This is a genomic window from Paraburkholderia dipogonis (genome assembly GCF_046027395.1).
GTDB classification, from domain to species: Bacteria; Pseudomonadota; Gammaproteobacteria; order Burkholderiales; family Burkholderiaceae; genus Paraburkholderia; species Paraburkholderia dipogonis_A.
This window is the reverse complement of record NZ_JAQQEG010000078.1, coordinates 1-19,547: the sequence shown is the minus strand read 5'-3', so window position 1 is coordinate 19,547 and position 19,547 is coordinate 1. Positions and strand designations below refer to the sequence as shown.

Sequence of the window (19,547 nt, the reverse complement as noted above, 5' to 3'; positions counted from 1 at the left end):
GGCCCCCCCCCCCCCCCCCCGCCGGGGGGGGGGCCCCCCCCCCCCCCCCCGGCCCCCCCCCCCCCCCCCCCCCCCCACTTCCGAAGCTGGAGACAGCACACATAAAAAGGAGAAGCGCAATGAAAGTAGCCATCGTTGGTGCAGGTTTGATCGGTCACACCATCGCTCACATGTTGCGCGAAACCGGCGACTACGACGTCGTCGCGTTCGACCGCGACCAGCACGCGCTCGACAAACTCGCCGCCCAGGGCATTCCGACCCGCCGTGTGGATTCCGCCGACGCCGCCGTGCTGCGCGCCGCCGTGCAAGGCTTCGACGCGCTCGTCAATGCGCTGCCGTACTATCTCGCCGTGAACGTAGCCTCGGCGGCCAAGGGCGCAGGCGTGCATTACTTCGATTTGACGGAAGACGTGCGCGCCACGCATGCGATCCGCGCGATCGCCGACGACGCCGATCACGCCTTCATGCCGCAATGCGGTCTCGCACCGGGCTTCATCGGCATCGCGGCGCACGAACTGGCGAACCGCTTCACGGAAATCCGCGACGTCAAGATGCGCGTGGGCGCGCTGCCGGAATTCCCGACCAACGCGCTGAAATACAACCTGACGTGGAGTGTCGACGGTCTGATCAACGAGTACTGCCAGCCGTGCGAAGCGATCCGCGACAGCCGCACGCAGTGGGTGCAGCCGCTCGAAGGCCTCGAACATTTCTCGCTCGACGGCACCGAATACGAAGCCTTCAACACCTCCGGCGGTCTCGGCACGCTGTGCGAGACGCTGTCGGGCCGGGTCGAGTCGCTCGACTACAAGTCGGTGCGCTATCCGGGCCACCGCAACCTGATGCAGTTCCTGCTCGAAGACCTGCGTCTTGCCAGCGACCGCGATACCCTCAAGAACATCATGCGCCGTTCGGTGCCGTCCACCGCGCAAGACGTGGTGCTGGTGTTCATCACGGTGAGCGGCATGCGCGACGGTCAACTGGTGCAGGAAGTGTTCACCCGCAAGATCTTCGCGAAGACGGTGTGCGGCGTGCCGATGAGCGCGATCCAGATCACCACGGCCGGCGCGATGTGCGCGGTGCTCGATCTGTTCCGCGAACAGAAGCTGCCGCGGAAGGGCTTCGTGCGCCAGGAGCAGGTGTCGCTGCGCGACTTCCTCGCGAACCGCTTCGGCCAACTGTACGAAGGACAGTCGCTGGAGACGATGGCTACTGTCTGAAGGATCGGCACCGAGGGCCGTGCGACAACGTGGCAACCGATGTGAATGGTCCGCCGCGAGCAGAATAGACGGCTCCGCAGAGAGCCGGGGAGACGCCCCGTTATACGGGGCGTTTTTATTGGCACCTATATGCTATACGGGCACCGGCGGCATGATCGTCGCCGCTGCCTGCGGCTCGCCCAGGATGCGCGCGAGCAAGGCTTCATGATCCGACGAAGTCGGCGCGGTATTGTCGAACATCAACAGGTCGTCGCAGATATCGCCGGTGGGAACGAAGCGACGCTGTCGATACTCATCCCAGTGCGCGAGTTTGTAGGCGTCGTTCGGATTGGCGCGCTCCACGATCCGCTGGTGCGCCATCTCTTCCGACGTATAGACCCACACGACCCGTAACGTCACGTCCGCACCGACTCCCAGCCACGCGCGATCGAACAGGCGCCGCTCGCGCACTTCGCGCGAAAGCGGCCCGACCACCATCGCGCTGATGCCGAGTTCGAGGTTGTCGCGGGCGGTATCGAGCAGACCGCGATACTCGGGATCGCGCAGATGCTCAAGGAACAGCGGGCTGTCGCGGTCGTTCGGGTCGCCGGTGAGCATGGCCATGGCGGCCGCGCTGTAGCCGCCGTAGAGCGTGTCTTTATCGAGCAGGCAGAAGGGCGTGGCGCTCGCTTTCATCAGCGGGCCGAGCAGCTTTTTGGCGAGCGTCGTCTTGCCGGTGCCCGCGTGACCGCAGAAGAAAACCAGATGAGTCACGAAGGCGTGTCCTCGGGCGTGGCGGGTACGGCCCCCGCGCGTTGCGGGTCACGCGCGAACTTGTCGCCGGCCTCGAGCCACATCACGTTGATGATGCCGAAGCCCAACGCCACGCCGATGCCGAGAATCCAGGTGAAATACCACATTGCGGTCTCCTTGGTCGTATGTCGGGCAGGTCCGGCGCAGAAGCCTTGCGCATAGCCGGTAAAGCGAAGCCGGCATGCGTGCAGGCAAAAGTAGCGAGTGCTGGAACCGAGCGTAAATCCGCAACGGAAACACCGCACGCGGCTGCCCACGGAACCGCCCTTTGCAGCGATCATGAAGAAGAACGTGGCGCCATGCAAGAGGCTGCGGTGTCGTCCGTTCGGCCAGGCTGGCGGAAAGGGCGCACGTTGCTATCATGCACGGCAAGGGTTGAGCGGGCGCAATGAACGGCGGCAATCAGGACGGCCAGGCATCGTCCCGCATACCGATCAGAAAGAAGAAGCACACAGGCAAAACCACAACCAACAACACGGGAGACCCAGCATGCCGACGCGTCCGGACCACCACCGCCAGGCCGCGCGGGTCGCATTGGCGAAGCTAGGCGTGCTTGCCGCGCTGAGCCTCGGCGTGCTTGCCGGCTGCGCCTCGACACCCGCCGAGCCGGTTCCGTTCAAGCCGGTGCCGGCCGCGCGCATCGTCCAGTCCGGCTACACGGAGCCGGGGACGGGGCTCGTCGCCGTGGATGTCCGCCGTGAGCGTTCCCGCGACGTGATCGTCCGCTTTCGCGACGCCCTGGTGTATATCGACGGCGAACAGGTCACCGATCTGATGAACGGCGAGCACGTGGTCTTCTATCTGAGCCCGGGCGTGCATCGCATCGGCGTGTCGACGCAGTTCGATCCGGTCGTCGAAATGCGCTTCACGGTGACGGCGGATACACGCTACACGAACCGCGCCTCGGTCACGTTCGGCGACGATCACCGCATCGCGCTGCGCCGGGTCGCGCAATAGCGTGCCCTGTCTCGTGGGCGTCGCGCACCGGCGTCCGCGAGGCTTAACAATTCGATACATGAGCTTCGCGCATAGCCTTTAACATGGCGGCTAAAGTAAATTCGTTGTTGCAGACCCGCCGCCAGGCTTACGTATCGTAAGCGTCCGGCCGGTCTGTTCCGTTTTCAAGGTAATCCAAACATGCTGATCAATTGCGCCGCCTATCAGGACGGCCGGAAGCTGGCAGACATCGACATCGATAGCATCAGCGACTACGTGGCGCGGCCCGAATGTTTTGTCTGGGTGGCGCTGAAGGACCCGGGCCCGGGCGAACTGGCCGTGATGAAACACGAGTTCAGCCTGCATGAACTCGCGATCGAAGATGCGCAGAACGGCCACCAGCGTCCCAAGATCGAGGAGTACGGCGAGTCGCTGTTTGCCGTGATGCATACGGTGGAAATGGACGAAGAGGGCGAACTGCTGATCGGCGAAGTCGACGTGTTCGTGGGGCGCAACTATGTGCTCTCGGTGCGGCGCGGCACGCGCATCGGCTTTCAGAACGTGCGCGCCCGCTGCGAACGCGAACCACAACTGCTCAAGGAAGGCTCGGCGTTCGTGCTGTATGCGCTCGCCGACGATATCGTCGATCGTTATTTCCCGATCATCGAGGCGATGAACAGCGAAATTGAAGCGCTCGAAGACCGCATTTTCGACCGCAATAATTCGGCGGCGTCGCGCGCGATCATCCAGGATCTGTACTCGCTCAAACGCCGCCTCGTGATTCTGCAGCACCATATCGCGCCATTGCAGGAAGCCATCAGCAAACTGACCGGCGGCCGCATTCCGAGCGTCTGCGAGGGCATGCAGGCGTATTTCCGCGATGTCTACGATCACCTCGAGCGGATCGTCAGGATCATCGACGGGCGCCGCGAAATGGTCGTCACCGCCGTGCAGGTCAATCTCGGCATGATTTCTCTGGCCGAGAGCGAGGTGACCAAACGGCTCGGCTCGTTCGCGGCGCTGTTCGCGGTGCCGACCATGATCGCCGGCATCTACGGGATGAACTTCCAGAGCATCCCCGAGCTGCACTACAAGTACGGCTATCCGATCTGTCTCATGGTCATGCTGACCGTCGACTTCGTGCTGTACTGGCGCTTCCGCAAGGCCGGCTGGCTTTGAGCGGGGTGGGGCGTTGCCAGTCGGTGGCGCTCCATACCTCCTCGTGGCGGCCGACTTGAACGACGCCGCGACCACATGTCGATTTGCCCGCCGGATCTCTCCTGGCTCGCCGCCCGGTTTCTCCGCCGGAACTCTCCCTCCGATCGCTCGGCCGCTCTCTCTCTCTGTTGCCCCGCTTGCACCGCGCGCAATAAAAGTCCAGCATAGGCGGCCCGTCGGCCTCTGAACTTGCGGCCGGCGGCAATCTGCCACGCACGGACCAAGCGAGGAACCCTTTGCGACACGCCGCCTGCCGGCGCGCTGAAAAGCGCGCCGCTCCGATTCGACCGGACGCACAGCACCGCTGCGCGTCGCCACGCGCCGATGCACTGCAACACCGCGCATCGTTGACAATCGGAATAGACTGCGCTGAAAATGGGTCTCGCAAACGTTTGCGCACTAATTAAAAATAAGGCTCCGTCGCGAGCCTGACAGACCCTGGAGATATGCATGAGCCAACGCCTTCGCCGCCGCATCCTGGCGGCCGCCGTCCTCGCCACCGCCACTGCAGCCTTGCCGTTTTCTTCCGCGTACGCGCAGAGCGCGCCCGCTCATAAGCCGAAGGTCGCGCTGGTGATGAAGTCGCTCGCCAACGAGTTCTTCCTGACCATGGAGACGGGCGCGAAGGACTATCAGAAGCACAATCCGTCGCAGTTCGACCTGATCACCAACGGCATCAAGGACGAGACCGATACCGCGAACCAGATCCGCATCGTCGAGCAGATGATCGTGTCGAAGGTCGACGCGATCGTGCTGGCGCCGGCCGATTCGAAGGCGCTGGTGCCGGTCGTCAAGAAGGCGGTGGATGCGGGCATCATTGTCGTGAACATCGACAACCGGCTCGACCCCGAGGTGCTCAAGTCGAAAGACCTGAACGTGCCGTTCGTCGGTCCGGATAACCGCAAGGGCGCGCAGAAGGTCGGCGACTACCTGGCCAAAAAGCTGAAGTCGGGTGACGAGGTGGGCATCATCGAAGGCGTGTCGACCACCACCAACGCGCAGCAGCGCACCGCGGGCTTCAAGGACGCGATGCAGAAAGTCGGCGCCAAGGTCGTCTCGGTGCAATCGGGTGAATGGGAAATCGACAAGGGCAACGCGGTGGCGTCGGCCATGCTCAACGAATACCCGAATCTCAAGGCGCTCCTCGCCGGCAACGACAATATGGCGATCGGCGCGGTCTCGGCCGTGCGCGCGGCGGGCAAGCAGGGCAAGGTGCTGGTGGTCGGCTACGACAACATCAACGCGATCAAGCCGATGCTCAAGGACGGCCGCGTGCTCGCCACCGCGGATCAGTACGCTGCCAAGCAGGCCGTGTTCGGTATCGACACCGCGCTGAAGGCCCTCAGCGAGCACAAGAAGCAGGCAGATCTGTCCGGCGTGGTGGAAACGCCGTGCGATCTGGTCACGAAGTAAGCATCGCCCGGTCAATCCCGGGATAAGTCGGGTACGCGGGTTTGCGCCGCCGCCGTTTCATGCTCAATGCATGCCATACGCTCGCAAACCCGCGCCTATTCAATAAACGCTCAAGAAACCTGCCGCGCCGCCGTTAATTCCAGAGGTAAGCGTCATGACGGTGCCGCGCGACGGGAGGGTGCGTGGCTTTTAGCGCCTGCGCATTCCGCGCATTGGGCCGGCATGACACGGGGCGGGAGGGCCGCAGCTTCATTCGAGCGAATCGCATGAGGCCGCGGCCACCGCCCCGGAACCAGGATTGCGATGGATTCAACCGACCACGACGCCTTGCCTGCCGTCCTGTCTGTCAGCGGCATCGGCAAGACCTACGCCGAACCGGTGCTCGCCGACATTTCGCTGTCGCTGCGCGCCGGCGAGGTATTGGCGCTGACGGGCGAGAACGGCGCAGGCAAAAGTACGCTGTCCAAAATCATCGGCGGCCTGGTCGATCCGACCACCGGCACGATGCAGCTCGGCGGCGCGCCCTATGCGCCGGCGAGCCGCACCGAAGCCGAGGCGCTCGGCGTACGCATGGTGATGCAGGAGCTGAATCTGCTACCGACCTTGTCGGTGGCCGAAAACCTGTTCCTGAACCGCTTGCCGCGGGTCGGCGCATTCAGCTTCGGCTGGATCGACCGGCGCAAGCTGCGCGAGGACGCGCGCCAGGCCATGGCGCAGGTCGGCCTCGACGCGATCGATCCGGACACGCTGGTCGGCGAACTCGGCATCGGTCATCAGCAGATGGTGGAGATCGCGCGCAATCTGATCGACGACTGCCGCGTGCTGATCCTCGATGAGCCGACCGCGATGCTGACCGCGCGCGAAGTCGATCTGCTGTTCGAACAGATCGACCGGCTGAAAGCGCGCGGCGTGGCGCTCGTCTACATCTCGCACCGGCTCGAGGAGCTCGCGCGGGTGGCCGAGCAGATCGCGGTCCTGCGCGACGGGCGGCTGGTGCATGTCGACGCGATGGCCAACCTGACCAGCGACGAAATCGTCACATGGATGGTCGGCCGTGAACTCGGCGAGCGGATCGATCTGGGCGTGCGCAACATCGGCGCGCCGCTGTTGAAAGTGGACCGGCTCACGCGCGGCAAGGTGGTGCGCGAGGTGTCGTTCGAAGTGCGCGCAGGCGAGATTTTCGGCATCAGCGGCCTGATCGGCGCGGGCCGCACGGAGTTGATGCGGCTGATCTACGGCGCCGATCCGAAGGACGGTGGCACGGTGTCGCTGGCGCAAACGCCGGGCGCGCCGCCCACGCCGGTGCAGATTACTTCGCCCTCGGATGCGGTGCGCGCGGGCATCGCGCTGATCACGGAGGACCGTAAAGGCGAAGGCCTGCTGCTGCCGCAGCCGATCGCGGCCAATGTGTCGCTCGGCAATATCGGCAGCGTGGCGCGGCACGGCATCGTCGATGCGAAGCGGGAGAATGCGCTCGCGCAGACGCAGATCGCGGCGATGCGGATCCGCACGTCCGGGCCGGGGCAGATCGTCGGCGAGCTGTCGGGCGGCAACCAGCAGAAGGTCGTGATCGGCCGCTGGCTGGCGCGCGACTGCCGCGTGCTGTTATTCGACGAACCTACGCGCGGCATCGACGTCGGCGCGAAGTTCGATATTTATGGCCTGATGGGTGCGCTGGCCCGTGAAGGGCGCGCGCTCGTCGTGGTGTCGAGCGACCTGCGCGAGCTCATGCTGATCTGCGACCGGATCGGTGTGATGTCGGCGGGCAGCATGACGGGTGTGTTCGAGCGCGATAACTGGTCGCAGGATGCATTGCTGGCCGCGGCTTTCGCCGGCTACCGCAGCCGCGACGCGCTGCTGCACGCCGCCCCCGACACCAGCGAAGCAGGGAGTCTGTCATGAACGATCAACCGTTGCGGGAAGCATCGGGCGACAAGCCGGGCAGCGGCACTGGCACTGGCACTGGGACTGTCGCGCCGCCGCCCGATCCGTCGGCGCCGCTCGCGAGCGGCAAACCGGCCGGCACGCGGCTGGGCTTTTCGAATTACCTCGGGCTCGCTGGCGCATTGCTGGCGATGATCGTGCTGTTCTCGCTGCTGAGTTCGCACTTTCTGACGTACGACACGTTCAGCACGATCGCCAATCAGATTCCCGATCTGGTGGTGATGTCGGTGGGGATGACCTTCGTGCTGATCATCGCCGGGATCGATCTGTCGGTGGGATCGGTGCTGGCGCTGGGCGCGTCGGTGGTGAGCGTGGCCGCGCTGAAGTGGGGCTGGGGGCCGTTGCCGTCGGCGCTGCTCGGCGTCGCCGCGGCGGCACTGACCGGCACCATCACCGGCGCGGTGACGGTGGGCTGGCGGATTCCATCGTTCATCGTCTCGCTCGGCGTGCTGGAAGCCGCGCGCGGCATGGCGTATCAGATGACGAATTCGCGCACCGCCTACATCGGCGACGCGTTCGACTTCCTGTCGAACCCGATCGCGCTCGGCATCTCGCCGGCGTTCCTGATCGCGGTGGCGGTGATGGTGATCGCGCAACTGGTGCTCACGCGCACGGTGTTCGGCCGCTATCTGGTCGGCATCGGCACCAACGAGGAAGCGGTGCGGCTCGCGGGCGTCAATCCGCGGCCGTACAAGGTCATCGTGTTCGCGCTGATGGGCGCGCTCTCGGGGCTGGCCGCGCTGTTCCAGATTTCGCGTCTGGAAGCGGCCGATCCGAACGCGGGCCAGGGCGTGGAGTTGCAGGTGATCGCGGCCGTGGTGATCGGCGGCACCAGCCTGATGGGCGGGCGCGGCTCGGTGATCAGCACCTTTTTCGGCGTGTTGATCATTTCGGTGCTCGCGGCCGGCCTCGCGCAGATCGGCGCGAACGAGCCGACCAAGCGCATGATCACCGGCGCGGTGATCGTGGTGGCGGTGGTGCTGGATACGTATCGCAGCCGCCGCAAGCGGGCCTGACCGGTGGCCGGCACCGCAAGCCGGCAGAATAACGCAACGAAGGCAGTCACAGCGTCATGAGCGGTAAAGCGTAAGAATTCACGGGTTTGGTCTGTCTTCGATGAAGACGTCCGGTGGGTCGCCAGATGGCGCGGCCGGCGGGTAAAACAGGCAGGAGAGCAACAGGTTATGGCGACGATCAAGGATGTAGCGGCTGTGGCAGGCGTGTCGTTCACGACGGTATCGCACGTGGTGAACAACTCGCGGCCGGTGTCGGCGGACGTGCGCGCGAAGGTCGAACACGCGATCCGTCAGCTCCACTATGTTCCGTCGGCGGTGGCCCGCTCGCTGAAGGCACGGGCGACGGCGACGATCGGGCTGGTCGTGCCCAACACCACGAACCCGTATTTCGCGGAACTGGCGCGCGGCATCGAGGACGGTTGCTCGCGTAACGGCTACTGCGTGTTCTTCTGCAATTCCGACGACGATCCGGCCAAGCAGCGTAACTATCTGCGCGTGCTGCAGGAAAAACGCATCGACGGCCTGATCGTCGCTTCCGCCGGCGACGACGCCGTGCTCGCGCAGACGCTAGCGGATTCGCACGAGCCGCTGGTCATCCTGGATCGCAACATCGAAGGGCTGAACGCGGATCTGGTGCAGATCGACCACGAGAAGGGCGCGTATCTCGCGACCCGGCATCTGCTCGAACTGGGGCACGTACGGATCGGCTGCATCACCGGGCCGGTTCAGACGGCGGTCAGCGCGATGCGCGTGCACGGCTTCATCCGCGCGATGACGGAGCGGGGCATTGAGATTCCGCCCGACGCGATCGTGGAGAGCGATTTTTCGGGCACCGGCGGCCACCGCGCGGCCGCGCAACTGTTCGACACGGTCAAGCCATCGGCGATTTTTGCCGGCAACGACATGATGGGCATCGGCGCGTTGCGCGCCGCCGCCGAACGCAATATCAGCGTGCCGCGCGACTGTTCGATCATCGGTTTCGACGATATCGAGCTGGGGCGTTTCACCTATCCGGCGCTTTCGACCGTCGGACAATCGGTGCGCGCGCTCGGCGATATGGCCGCGCAGACGCTGATCGAACGGATTGCCGGCACCTCGTCGGGCACGCCGCGCGCGCCGGGCCGCCGGCGCGTGGTGTCGCCGCGGCTGATCGTGCGCGAGTCCACCGCGACATGGGCCGGCGCGGCCAAGCGCGATCTGGCGGCCTGATTGGATACGATGCGCGGATTGCATACGCGCATGTGTGGCTAGCGGCGCGGCGGTTCGCGCCAGGCGATTTGCCTGGCGCAGCACGTAGCCTTCGATTTTCGCCCGCGGCCGTCTGAACACTTCGGCTGATCCGCTAAGGCGGTGTCGAGCGAGGCGCGGGAATCGCGCGCGTGTCCGAGCCCTGAGCAGCGGTTCAGCGCAAACCCTCGTCGCGGCAAGAACCAGGAACGCAGGCCGATCGGATTCAGCCTTGCGGGGCGCTCACAGTCGTCGCGCTATCAAGGACCTGCGGCGCGACGCCATCAGCACATTCCCAGCCGCCGCAACGGCGTGCCGTCTCCCACTTCCATCCGGTAGGCACCGGTGCGCCCAGCACGCAAATCCACAGCCTGTCAGCATCTTGTAAATTCTTCCGGCTGCTTACAGCGCCTTTCCTCATACCATATAAATCCTTCAAGTACGCGGTCTCCATGCCGTAAACAGGACTATTAGAGCGCGGCATCAAAAAGCGCCACTGCGCAGACGCCACACGCCAAGCCGCGCTGCGTACGCAGCCTCTCATTTTGTTAAGCACAGGAACAAGCATGTTGAACAAAGGCATTACGATCAAGGCGCGGATAGGCCTCACGATGGCTTTTCTGGCCGCGCTGCTCGTCGCCATCGGCGTCTTCGGTTTGTTCGGCATGAGCCGTTCGAACGACGCCTATAAGGACACGTTCACCAACGCCATGCCGAGCGCGGTCAATATCGGCAACGCCGAGCTGTTCGCGGCGCGCGAGCGGCTGGCGCTCGACCGCGCGGCGTTCATGATCGGCACGCCGGACGCGACGCCGACGCTCGAGCGCGCGCGCAGCATGCGCGCCACCTCGGACACGTGGTGGAAAAAGTACATGGATCTGCCGCGCGACCCTGACGAAGACCGCCTCGCGCAGGACGTCGTTGCTAAACGTGACGCGCTGCATCAGCAGATGGACGCCTTTGCGGCGATCGTCACGGCGAACGAGCAGCCCAAGCTGATCGACGGCGCCAAGCGTCTGCAAGTGGCCTACAACGACCTCGCCAATTCCGACGACGCGCTGCGCACATACCAGTTCACCTCGGCGAAAGAGGGCTACGACGCCGCGCAAGGCAGCTTCGAATTGTTCCGGATGGTCAGCGTGGGCGCCTTGCTGATCGGCGTGCTGGCCGCGGCAATCTCGTACCTGACGCTCAGCCGCGCCATCGCCCGGCCGCTCGATGCCGCCCTCGGCCACTTCGACGCGATCTCGGCCGGCGATCTGCGCCGTCCGGTCGTCGTGACCTCGCGCGACGAAATGGGGCAGTTACTCGAAGGCATCGCCAAAATGCAGCGCAGTCTCACCGAAACGGTGCGTACCGTGCGCAGCGGCAGTGAATCGATTGCGACGGCTACGCGCCAGATCGCGGCCGGCAATATCGACCTGTCCTCGCGTACCGAAGAGCAGGCTTCCGCGCTGCAGGAAACCGCGTCGAGCATGGAAGAGCTGACCGGCACGGTCAAGCAGAACGCCGACAACGCCCGCCAGGCGAGCTCGCTTGCGGCCAATGCGTCGGAGATCGCCAACAAGGGCAGCGCGGTGGTCGGCCAGGTGGTCGGCACGATGGGCGACATCAATCAAAGCTCGGCCAGGATCGCCGACATTATTTCGATCATCGAAGGGATTGCGTTCCAGACCAACATCCTCGCCTTGAACGCGGCCGTGGAAGCGGCGCGAGCCGGGGAGGAAGGGCGTGGTTTCGCGGTCGTGGCCGGTGAAGTGCGCAGCCTCGCGCAGCGCTCGTCGGCGGCGGCGAAGGAAATCAAGGAACTGATCGACACCTCGGTGGAGCGCGTGCAGTCGGGCTCGGCGCTGGTCGACGAAGCCGGCCGCACCATGACCGAGATCATCGGCGCGGTGCAGCGCGTGACCGACATCATGGGCGAAATTGCCGCGGCGTCGGAGGAGCAGAGCAGCGGCATCGATCAGGTGGCGCGCGCCGTCACGCAGATGGACGAGGTCACGCAGCAAAACGCCGCACTGGTCGAAGAAGCGGCGGCGGCAGCGTCGTCGCTCGAAGACCAGGCCGGCAAACTGCGTACCGCGGTGGCCGTGTTCCAACTCGAAGAAGGTGGTTACAAAGCGCCCGTGAGTGCGCCGCCAAAGCGCGCGTCCACACCGCTGCGCTCGGTGGTCGCTCGCAAGGTCTCGCACGCTCGTGCTGCGCAACCTGCGCCGCAAGCCGCAGCCGCGACGAAGGTGCCGGCCGCGACGGCACAGCCCGCTGCCACAGCGGCACGCGCGCCTGCTAAAGCGATAGCTACCGGTGGCGGCGATCAGGATTGGGAAACGTTCTGAGCGGAAGTCGGCTGCAACATTCATTCCCGGTGCCTCAGCCGATCCCATTAGATGGGTAGACGCCGCGAGAGAATGAACGCCTCGCTTCAAAAAGACCGCGATTGCGCGCGCATTCGCGGTCTTTTTTTATGGTGTGCGCATTAAGTAACGTTTGCGGCGGCAGTCGGTCCCCTGGCGAGCGTCATGATCCGGTACATTGACGGACGCACCGAAGCAACTCCCTTGGGGACGCTACCGGCATTTAGCGGCAAATCGCCGATGCGGTCCGTTAACCCACGAGCGGGACTTCGCCGCCGCCGACCGCAGCAACGCATGGCCACCACCCACCAGCACGCCACAACCAACCGCTCAATGCGCCAGCCACAAAGGACCGACATGACGCCATACGACCTCGCGAACCGCCTCGTCGAAGCACGCCGGCAGCATCGCCCGATCGATGCGCCCGCACCCGACAGCCTGCCGCCCGATGCGGCAACCGCGTACGCGATCCAGCAGGCGGTCATCGCAGGTCTCGGCGACTCGACGGGCGCCTGGAAGATCGGCGCCAAAGCGCCGGGCGGCGCCGCCGCGGGCGCGCCGATTCCGGCCTCGCTGGTGCTGCGCTCGCCTGCGCGCGTCGCGCATGACGGCTTCTTCCGGGTGCTGGTCGAGCTGGAAGTCGCCTTCCGCTTCGCCGAGGCGATCGAACCGCGCGGCCGGGCCTATGCGCGCGACGAAGTGCTCTCGAAGGTCGGCGTCGTCTTGCCGGCCATCGAGATCGTCGATAGCCGCTTCGCCGAGTGGCCGAATGTCGCGCCGCTCGCGCAACTGGCCGATGCGCAGAATAACGGCGCGTTGATCACGGGCCATCCGGTCGCCTATGCGGGTCTCGCGCGCGGCTTCGATTTCGTTTCACCCGAACTGGAACTGAGCTTCGACGGCGATTCGCTGCTGCCGGAAGCCACCGGCAATCCGGCCGGCGACCCGCGCGAACTGCTGGTGTGGTTCGTCAACCATTGCGCCGCCATGGGCATCACCATCGAACCCGAGTGGACCATCACCACGGGTTCGTACGTCGGCGCACACAGGCTGGACAGAGCCGGCGTCGTGCGCGGCCACATCGACGGACTTGGGGAAGTGGAGATTGAACTGACCTGAGAGGCCGCGCGCTTGTAACAGCGCATTACGAAGCTTCATTCAAACGGCTGCCTGCGGGTGGCCGTTTTACATTCTTCGCATCTGTGCCGGCGGCTTTGCCGTATACACCTATTGAAGCGATGCATGGCGTTGTCGTCATTCAGTTATACATGCGGCTAACCATGCTCACGACGCGGTTAATGCCTGCGCGTCTCGCACGACGATTCGTGACACACCATATCAATCACGCGGAACAAAACCGTTTGTGGCTTGACGAAGCGCATGAAGCTGCACGGACTTTGCTTAAGCGTGAACGGGGCGTGAATCGCGCGTAAACATGTAACAGGCATGTGTCGGTGTAGACCGAACGCTTGTGTCGCGCGTTGAGGAAAAAGGTAACCCGGACACAGAAAGCGTGCAGACGTCCGCGCTTTCAGCAACAAAGTGTGCGTGTGCAGACATGCCGTCTGGTACAGCAGTGGGATCGTTCGATGAACGTAACGGCTGACGCAAGAGAGTATTGCAGGACACTGAGGCGGAGTATCGAGCAGCACTGCAGTAGAGTGCTGATGAGGCGTCAAGGCAGCAGCGCAAAGGCAGGGACGTATGACTGCAATCGTTGCGATATGAGTGCAAGATTGTAGGTGGTCGAAACTTTGTTTCCAAGTGAGGAATGTTGGGAGGCGAATGCGGCGCGATTTTCGCAACGTAGTTCGTGAAAAAAAATTTAAAAGGGTTTAGGATGAATTCGAGCGATGTCGTTTCCGAATAGCGCGCCGCGCACGACATCGGTCTAGACTTCGGCGAGGAGGTAGCATGGATATCTACAGCAGTTTCGCGACCCGCTTCGAGAAAACGCGAGAAGATGAGCTCTCGCTCGAGGAGTATCTCGCGCTCTGCAAAGACAATCCCGCCGCGTACGCCACGGCTGGCGAACGCATGTTGACGGCGATCGGGGAGCCGGAACAGATCGATACTCGTAACGATCCGCGCATGTCGCGCATCTTCGCGAACAAGGTCATCAAGGTATACCCCGCATTCCGTGAGTTCTACGGAATGGAAGAGGTGATCGAGCAGGTGGTCGCCTACTTCCGGCACTCGGCCCAGGGGCTTGAAGAAAAGAAGCAGATTCTGTATCTGTTGGGCCCGGTCGGCGGCGGTAAATCGTCGATTGCGGAACGTCTGAAGCAGCTCATGGAACGCGTGCCGTTCTACTCGATCAAGGGGTCGCCCGTGAACGAGTCGCCCCTCGGTCTGTTCGATTACGAGGAAGACGGCCCGATTCTCGAAGAACAATACGGCATTCCACGCCGCTACCTGAAAAGCATTCTGAGCCCGTGGGCGGTCAAGCGCCTGCACGAATTCAACGGCGACATCCGCAAGTTCCGCGTGGTGCGCCGCTACCCGTCGATCCTTCGCCAGATCGGTATAGCCAAAACCGAGCCGGGCGACGAAAACAATCAGGACATTTCGTCGCTGGTCGGCAAGGTCGACATCCGCAAACTCGAACAGTACGCACAGGACGACGCGGACGCATACAGCTACTCCGGTGGCTTGTGTCTCGCCAATCAGGGCCTGCTCGAGTTCGTCGAAATGTTCAAGGCGCCGATCAAGGTCCTGCACCCATTGCTCACCGCGACCCAGGAAGGCAACTTCAAGGGCACGGAAGGTTTCGGTGCGATCCCGTTCGACGGCGTGATTCTGGCTCACTCGAACGAGTCCGAATGGAAGGCGTTCCGCAACAACCGCAACAACGAAGCACTGCTCGACCGTATCTTCGTGGTGAAGGTGCCGTACTGCCTGCGCTACGGCGAAGAGGTCAAGATCTACGAGAAGCTGCTGCGTAATTCGTCGCTGGCGAATGCGGTATGCGCGCCGGGCACGCTGAAGATGATGGCGCAGATGTCGGTGCTCACGCGTCTGCAGGAGCCGGAGAATTCGAGCCTGTTCTCGAAGATGCAGGTGTACGACGGCGAGAATCTCAAGGACACCGATCCGAAGGCCAAGTCGTATCAGGAGTACCGCGATTTCGCGGGCGTGGATGAAGGGATGACCGGCGTGTCGACCCGTTTCGCGTTCAAGATCATGTCGCGCGTATTCAACTTCGACTCGACCGAGGTCGCGGCCAATCCGGTGCACCTGATGTACGTGCTCGAACAGCAGATCGAACGCGAGCAGTTCCCACCGGAAACCGAGCAGAAGTATCTGTCGTTCATCAAGGACGTGCTCGCCTCGCGCTATGCGGAGTTCATCGGCAAAGAGATTCAGACCGCGTATCTGGAGTCGTATTCCGAGTACGGCCAGAACATCTTCGATCGCTATGTGACGTACGCGGACTTCTGGATTCAGGATCAGGAGTTCCGCGACCACGACACCGGCGAGAGTTTCGACCGCGCGGCGCTGAATGCCGAACTGGAGAAGATCGAAAAACCCGCGGGCATCAGCAACCCGAAGGACTTCCGCAACGAGATCGTGAACTTCGTGCTGCGTGCGCGTGCTGCCAATGGCGGAAAGAACCCCGCCTGGGTCAGCTACGAGAAGCTGCGCGTCGTGATCGAAAAGAAGATGTTCTCGAACACGGAAGAGCTGTTGCCGGTGATCTCGTTCAACGCCAAGGGCTCGGCGGAAGAGCAACGCAAGCACGAAGACTTCGTCAATCGCATGGTGACGAAGGGCTATACGCCGAAGCAGGTGCGCTTGCTGTGTGACTGGTATCTGCGCGTGCGCAAGTCGTCATGATGCGCATTGCGTGCCGCCCGCGCGGTCCGACCGCGCGGGCACCCTGCGAGGCGCAAGCTGCATGGACATAGCGTTGCTTTGAGCAGCGCGCGTCTCGCGCACCCGAAATAGTGCAGCTGCATGGGGATCGGAGTAAGCATTGAAGCGCAAACTCTGATCGTCACTGGAGACCGGGCGTGCTTCATCAAATCATCGACCGCAGGTTAGCAGGCAAGAACAAAAGCATTGCGAATCGCGAACGTTTTTTGCGTCGCGTTAAGAACTATATTCGTCGCGCCGTTTCGGAAGCCGTGCGCGACCGCAGCATCAAGGACATTCAGAATACCCAGAGCATCACCATCCCGCGCAAGGACATTGCGGAACCGTCGTTCCGGCATGGTCCCGGTGGCAAGCGGGAAATGGTGCATCCGGGCAATTCCGACTACATCCGCGGCGACAAGATCCAGCGCCCGCAAGGGGGCGGCGGCGGAGGCGGGGGCAATCAGGCCAGCAATGAAGGCGAGGGTCAGGACGACTTCGTGTTCGAGTTGAGCCGCGAAGAATTCATGCAGTACTTCTTCGACGATCTCGAGTTGCCGCGCCTCGTCAAAACCCATCTGATGGCCGTGCCCACGTGGAAAAGCATCCGCGCGGGCTGGGCGGCTGAAGGCACGCCGAACAACATCGACGTGGTCCGCTCGCTGCGCAGCGCGCTCGGCCGCCGCATCGCGCTCGGTGCGCCGCTGGTCAACCAGTTGCACGAAATGGAACGGCAACTGGAGACGATGAAAGCCGACCCCGACGATCGTCGCGAAGAGATCAAGCTGCTCGAAGAAGAGATCCACCATTTGCGCGGGCGCATCTGGCGGATTCCGTTTATCGATCCGTTCGATCTGCGCTATGTGAATCGAGTGAAGCAGCCCACGCCCTCCAGCCAGGCGGTGATGTTCTGTCTGATGGATGTGTCCGGTTCCATGGACGAGCAGCGCAAGGACCTCGCCAAGCGCTTCTTCATCCTGCTGTATCTGTTCCTCAAGCGTAACTACGAGAAGATCGAAGTGGTGTTCATCCGCCACCATACGCGCGCCGAGGAGGTGGACGAAGACACCTTCTTCCATTCGACCGAAAGCGGCGGCACGGTCGTGTCGAGCGCGCTGGAACTGATGCAGAAGGTGATGGACGAGCGCTATTCGCCGACTGAATGGAATATTTACGGCGCTCAGGCGTCGGACGGCGACAACTGGACCGACGACTCGCCGAAGTGCCGCAAGATACTCTCTGATGACATCCTGGAGAAGGTGCGCTATTTTGCGTATATTCAGGTGACGCCGGAAGAACAGAATCTGTGGCTCGAATATGCGCAGTTGGCCTTGAGCCAGCCGCACATGGCGATGAAGAAGGTCGAAACCGCGGCCGACATCTATCCGGTGTTTCGCGAGCTGTTTGAAAAGCAGGCGGCTAATTCATGACGAGCAAGCACCTGCACAACGAAGCGCGCGGCTATCAGCCGGAGCGCGGGAAAGGCGTGCCGCAGCAGCAACAGTCGGGGCATGCCGAGGCGAAGGCGGACGATACCGGAGCCGCCGCAGCCGGAGCAGTCGACAACGCTGCAGCACGGGGACACACCGGAACGCCCACTGCGGGGCAAAGGGAAGTCCGTATGAACGTAGCCGATAGACGGCCTCTGCCGTGCCCGTCCGACTGGACCTTCGAATTGATCGAAGAGTACGACTCGCATATTGCCCGTGTTGCAGAGCAATATGAACTCGACGTGTATCCGATCCAGCTCGAACTCATCAGCGCCGAACAGATGATGGACGCGTACGCGTCCGTCGGCATGCCGGTGAACTACCGTCACTGGTCGTTCGGCAAACACTTTCTCTCCACCGAAAAAAGCTACCGTCGCGGGCAGATGGGGCTGGCGTACGAGATCGTCATCAATTCGAACCCCTGCATCGCGTATCTTATGGAAGAGAACACGATGACGATGCAGGCGCTCGTCATCGCCCATGCGGCCTATGGGCACAACTCGTTTTTCAAGGGCAACTATCTGTTCCGGCTGTGGACGGATGCGCACGCGATCATCGACTACCTCGTCTACGCGAAGAATTACATCGCCGAGTGCGAGGAGCGTTTCGGGCTCGACCGGGTCGAGGAACTGCTCGATTCGTGCCACGCGTTGATGAATTACGGCGTGGACCGTTACAAGCGTCCGCAGAAGCTGTCGCTGGAAAAGGAGTTTGCGGCACGCCGCGAACGCGAAGCCTATCTACAGTCGCAGGTCAATGAACTGTGGCGCACCTTGCCGACCCGGCATACGCCGTTGCCGGAGGAAATCGAGGAGCGCTATCCGCCGGAGCCGCAGGAAAACCTGCTGTATTTCGCGGAGAAGAACGCGCCGTTGCTGGAGCCGTGGGAGCGGGAAGTGATCCGCATCGTGCGCAAGGTTGGCCAGTATTTTTATCCGCAACGGCAGACCCAGGTGATGAACGAGGGCTGGGCGACGTTCTGGCACTACACCTTGCTCAACACCATGTATAACCAGGGCAAGCTGGAAGACGGCTTCATGATGGAGTTTCTCCATTCGCACAGCAATGTGGTCTACCAGCCGCCGGTTACGAAGCCGTACTACAGCGGGATCAATCCGTACGCGCTCGGATTTTCGATGATGAGCGATATTCGCCGCATCTGCGAAGCGCCGACGGAAGAAGACCGCAAGTGGTTCCCGGAACTGGCGGGCAGTCCGTGGCTGCCGGCCATGCACTATGCGATGCGCAACTTCAAGGACGAGAGTTTCGTTGCGCAGTATCTGTCACCGCATCTGATCCGCGAAATGCGCCTTTTCTCCGTGCTCGACGACGACATGCGCGACGCGCTCGAAGTCTCGGCGATTCATGACGACAGCGGTTATCAGTACGTGCGTCAGGCGTTGTCGCGCCAGTACGACATGCATCACCGCGAGCCGAATATCCAGGTGTGGGCGGTGAATACGCGCGGCGACCGGAGTTTGACGCTGCGGCACTTCATGAGCGACAACCGGCATCTGTCGGGCGATAGCGAAGAAGTGCTCAAGCACATGGCGCGGTTGTGGCAGTTCGACGTGTATCTGGAAAGCGTCGATGAGAATGGGACGGTCCGCAAGCGTTACGAGTGCCGCTATGTGCCGCCTGCGGTGAGAGTGTGATCGGCGGGTTGCGGCGCAACGCAACGCGATCGATGCGATGAAAAAAAGCCAGCTTTCGAGCTGGCTTTTTTCTTGGCCGCTCAGGCGCAATCAGGACAAGACATTAGCGCTGCCGCGCCGCAACATCGCCACGTCCCCGTCTGGCGGCCCCTAACAAACTCCCATCTTTTCCTTGCGATTCTGTAAAATTCGCGCACGCGCGCGAAGCGTGCCCGTGCGGCACCTCGACGCACGCGTGATAAGGCGGCGCCACGACCGCTACCTCCGTTCAAAGACAAGGAAAGAGAACAGCATGACCGACCTAACCGACCAAACCGTGGCCTCGGCTCACGACACCCGGCGCCGCATCTTCGCGATCGTTGGCGCTTCATCGGGCAATCTCGTCGAGTGGTTTGACTTTTATGTGTATTCGTTCTGCGCGCTGTACTTC

14 protein-coding genes and 1 pseudogene are annotated in these 19,547 nt (G+C 62.8%); 13 read left to right on the top strand and 2 right to left on the bottom strand.

Annotated features, from left to right (window positions below):
* Positions 1–119: 119 nt before the first annotated feature.
* Positions 120–1,217, top strand: a complete 1,098-nt coding sequence (locus PQR32_RS40805; protein WP_408241173.1) for a saccharopine dehydrogenase family protein — start codon at positions 120–122, stop codon at positions 1,215–1,217.
* A gap of 132 nt (positions 1,218–1,349) precedes the next feature.
* Here the strand turns inward: PQR32_RS40805 and PQR32_RS40800 are convergent, their stop codons facing one another.
* Positions 1,350–1,970, bottom strand: a complete 621-nt coding sequence (locus PQR32_RS40800) for a P-loop nucleotide/nucleoside kinase family protein (protein WP_408241170.1) — start codon at positions 1,968–1,970, stop codon at positions 1,350–1,352.
* Entirely contained in the window at positions 1,967–2,116 is a 150-nt protein-coding gene (cydX, locus tag PQR32_RS40795; RefSeq protein ID WP_408241167.1) for a cytochrome bd-I oxidase subunit CydX, read from the bottom strand. Before cydX ends, PQR32_RS40800 begins: the two co-directional genes overlap by 4 nt.
* 382 nt (positions 2,117–2,498) lie before the next feature.
* Here cydX and PQR32_RS40790 point away from each other — a divergent pair, with 382 nt between their 5' ends.
* The 12 genes and pseudogenes from PQR32_RS40790 to PQR32_RS40735 all read left to right on the top strand — a co-directional run.
* The gene (locus PQR32_RS40790; protein ID WP_408241164.1) at positions 2,499–2,966 is read left to right on the top strand and encodes a hypothetical protein; all 468 of its coding nucleotides are present in this window, start codon (positions 2,499–2,501) and stop codon (positions 2,964–2,966) included.
* Positions 2,967–3,146: 180 nt separating this feature from the next.
* Positions 3,147–4,124 (top strand): magnesium/cobalt transporter CorA, encoded by a 978-nt coding sequence (corA, locus tag PQR32_RS40785; protein ID WP_408241161.1) that lies wholly within the window; start codon positions 3,147–3,149, stop codon positions 4,122–4,124.
* 489 nt (positions 4,125–4,613) lie between these two features.
* Positions 4,614–5,576 carry a sugar ABC transporter substrate-binding protein gene (locus PQR32_RS40780; protein ID WP_408241158.1) on the top strand — a complete coding sequence of 321 codons (963 nt, stop codon included), beginning with the start codon at positions 4,614–4,616 and terminating at the stop codon, positions 5,574–5,576.
* Positions 5,577–5,879: 303 nt separating this feature from the next.
* Positions 5,880–7,478, top strand: coding sequence for a sugar ABC transporter ATP-binding protein (locus tag PQR32_RS40775; protein ID WP_408241155.1), 1,599 nt, complete (start codon positions 5,880–5,882; stop codon positions 7,476–7,478).
* A complete protein-coding gene (locus PQR32_RS40770; protein WP_408241152.1) occupies positions 7,475–8,536 on the top strand; it encodes an ABC transporter permease in 1,062 nt (353 codons plus the stop codon). Before PQR32_RS40775 ends, PQR32_RS40770 begins: the two co-directional genes overlap by 4 nt.
* Positions 8,537–8,704: 168 nt before the next feature.
* A complete protein-coding gene (locus tag PQR32_RS40765; protein ID WP_408180754.1) occupies positions 8,705–9,745 on the top strand; it encodes a LacI family DNA-binding transcriptional regulator in 1,041 nt (346 codons plus the stop codon).
* Between the two features lie 584 nt (positions 9,746–10,329).
* Positions 10,330–12,099, top strand: a complete 1,770-nt coding sequence (locus PQR32_RS40760; RefSeq protein ID WP_408241149.1) for a methyl-accepting chemotaxis protein — start codon at positions 10,330–10,332, stop codon at positions 12,097–12,099.
* A gap of 375 nt (positions 12,100–12,474) precedes the next feature.
* The gene (locus PQR32_RS40755) at positions 12,475–13,236 is read left to right on the top strand and encodes a hydratase (protein WP_408241146.1); all 762 of its coding nucleotides are present in this window, start codon (positions 12,475–12,477) and stop codon (positions 13,234–13,236) included.
* Between the two features lie 795 nt (positions 13,237–14,031).
* The gene (locus PQR32_RS40750; RefSeq protein WP_132374241.1) at positions 14,032–15,954 is read left to right on the top strand and encodes a PrkA family serine protein kinase; all 1,923 of its coding nucleotides are present in this window, start codon (positions 14,032–14,034) and stop codon (positions 15,952–15,954) included.
* A gap of 176 nt (positions 15,955–16,130) precedes the next feature.
* Positions 16,131–17,402, top strand: a complete 1,272-nt coding sequence (locus PQR32_RS40745) for a YeaH/YhbH family protein (protein ID WP_408241144.1) — start codon at positions 16,131–16,133, stop codon at positions 17,400–17,402.
* Positions 17,399–19,117, top strand: a complete 1,719-nt coding sequence (locus PQR32_RS40740) for a SpoVR family protein (protein ID WP_408241141.1) — start codon at positions 17,399–17,401, stop codon at positions 19,115–19,117. The genes PQR32_RS40745 and PQR32_RS40740 overlap by 4 nt, the downstream gene beginning before the upstream one ends.
* A 292-nt stretch (positions 19,118–19,409) precedes the next feature.
* Positions 19,410–19,547 (top strand): annotated as a pseudogene (locus tag PQR32_RS40735) (alpha-ketoglutarate permease); the annotation flags it as partial.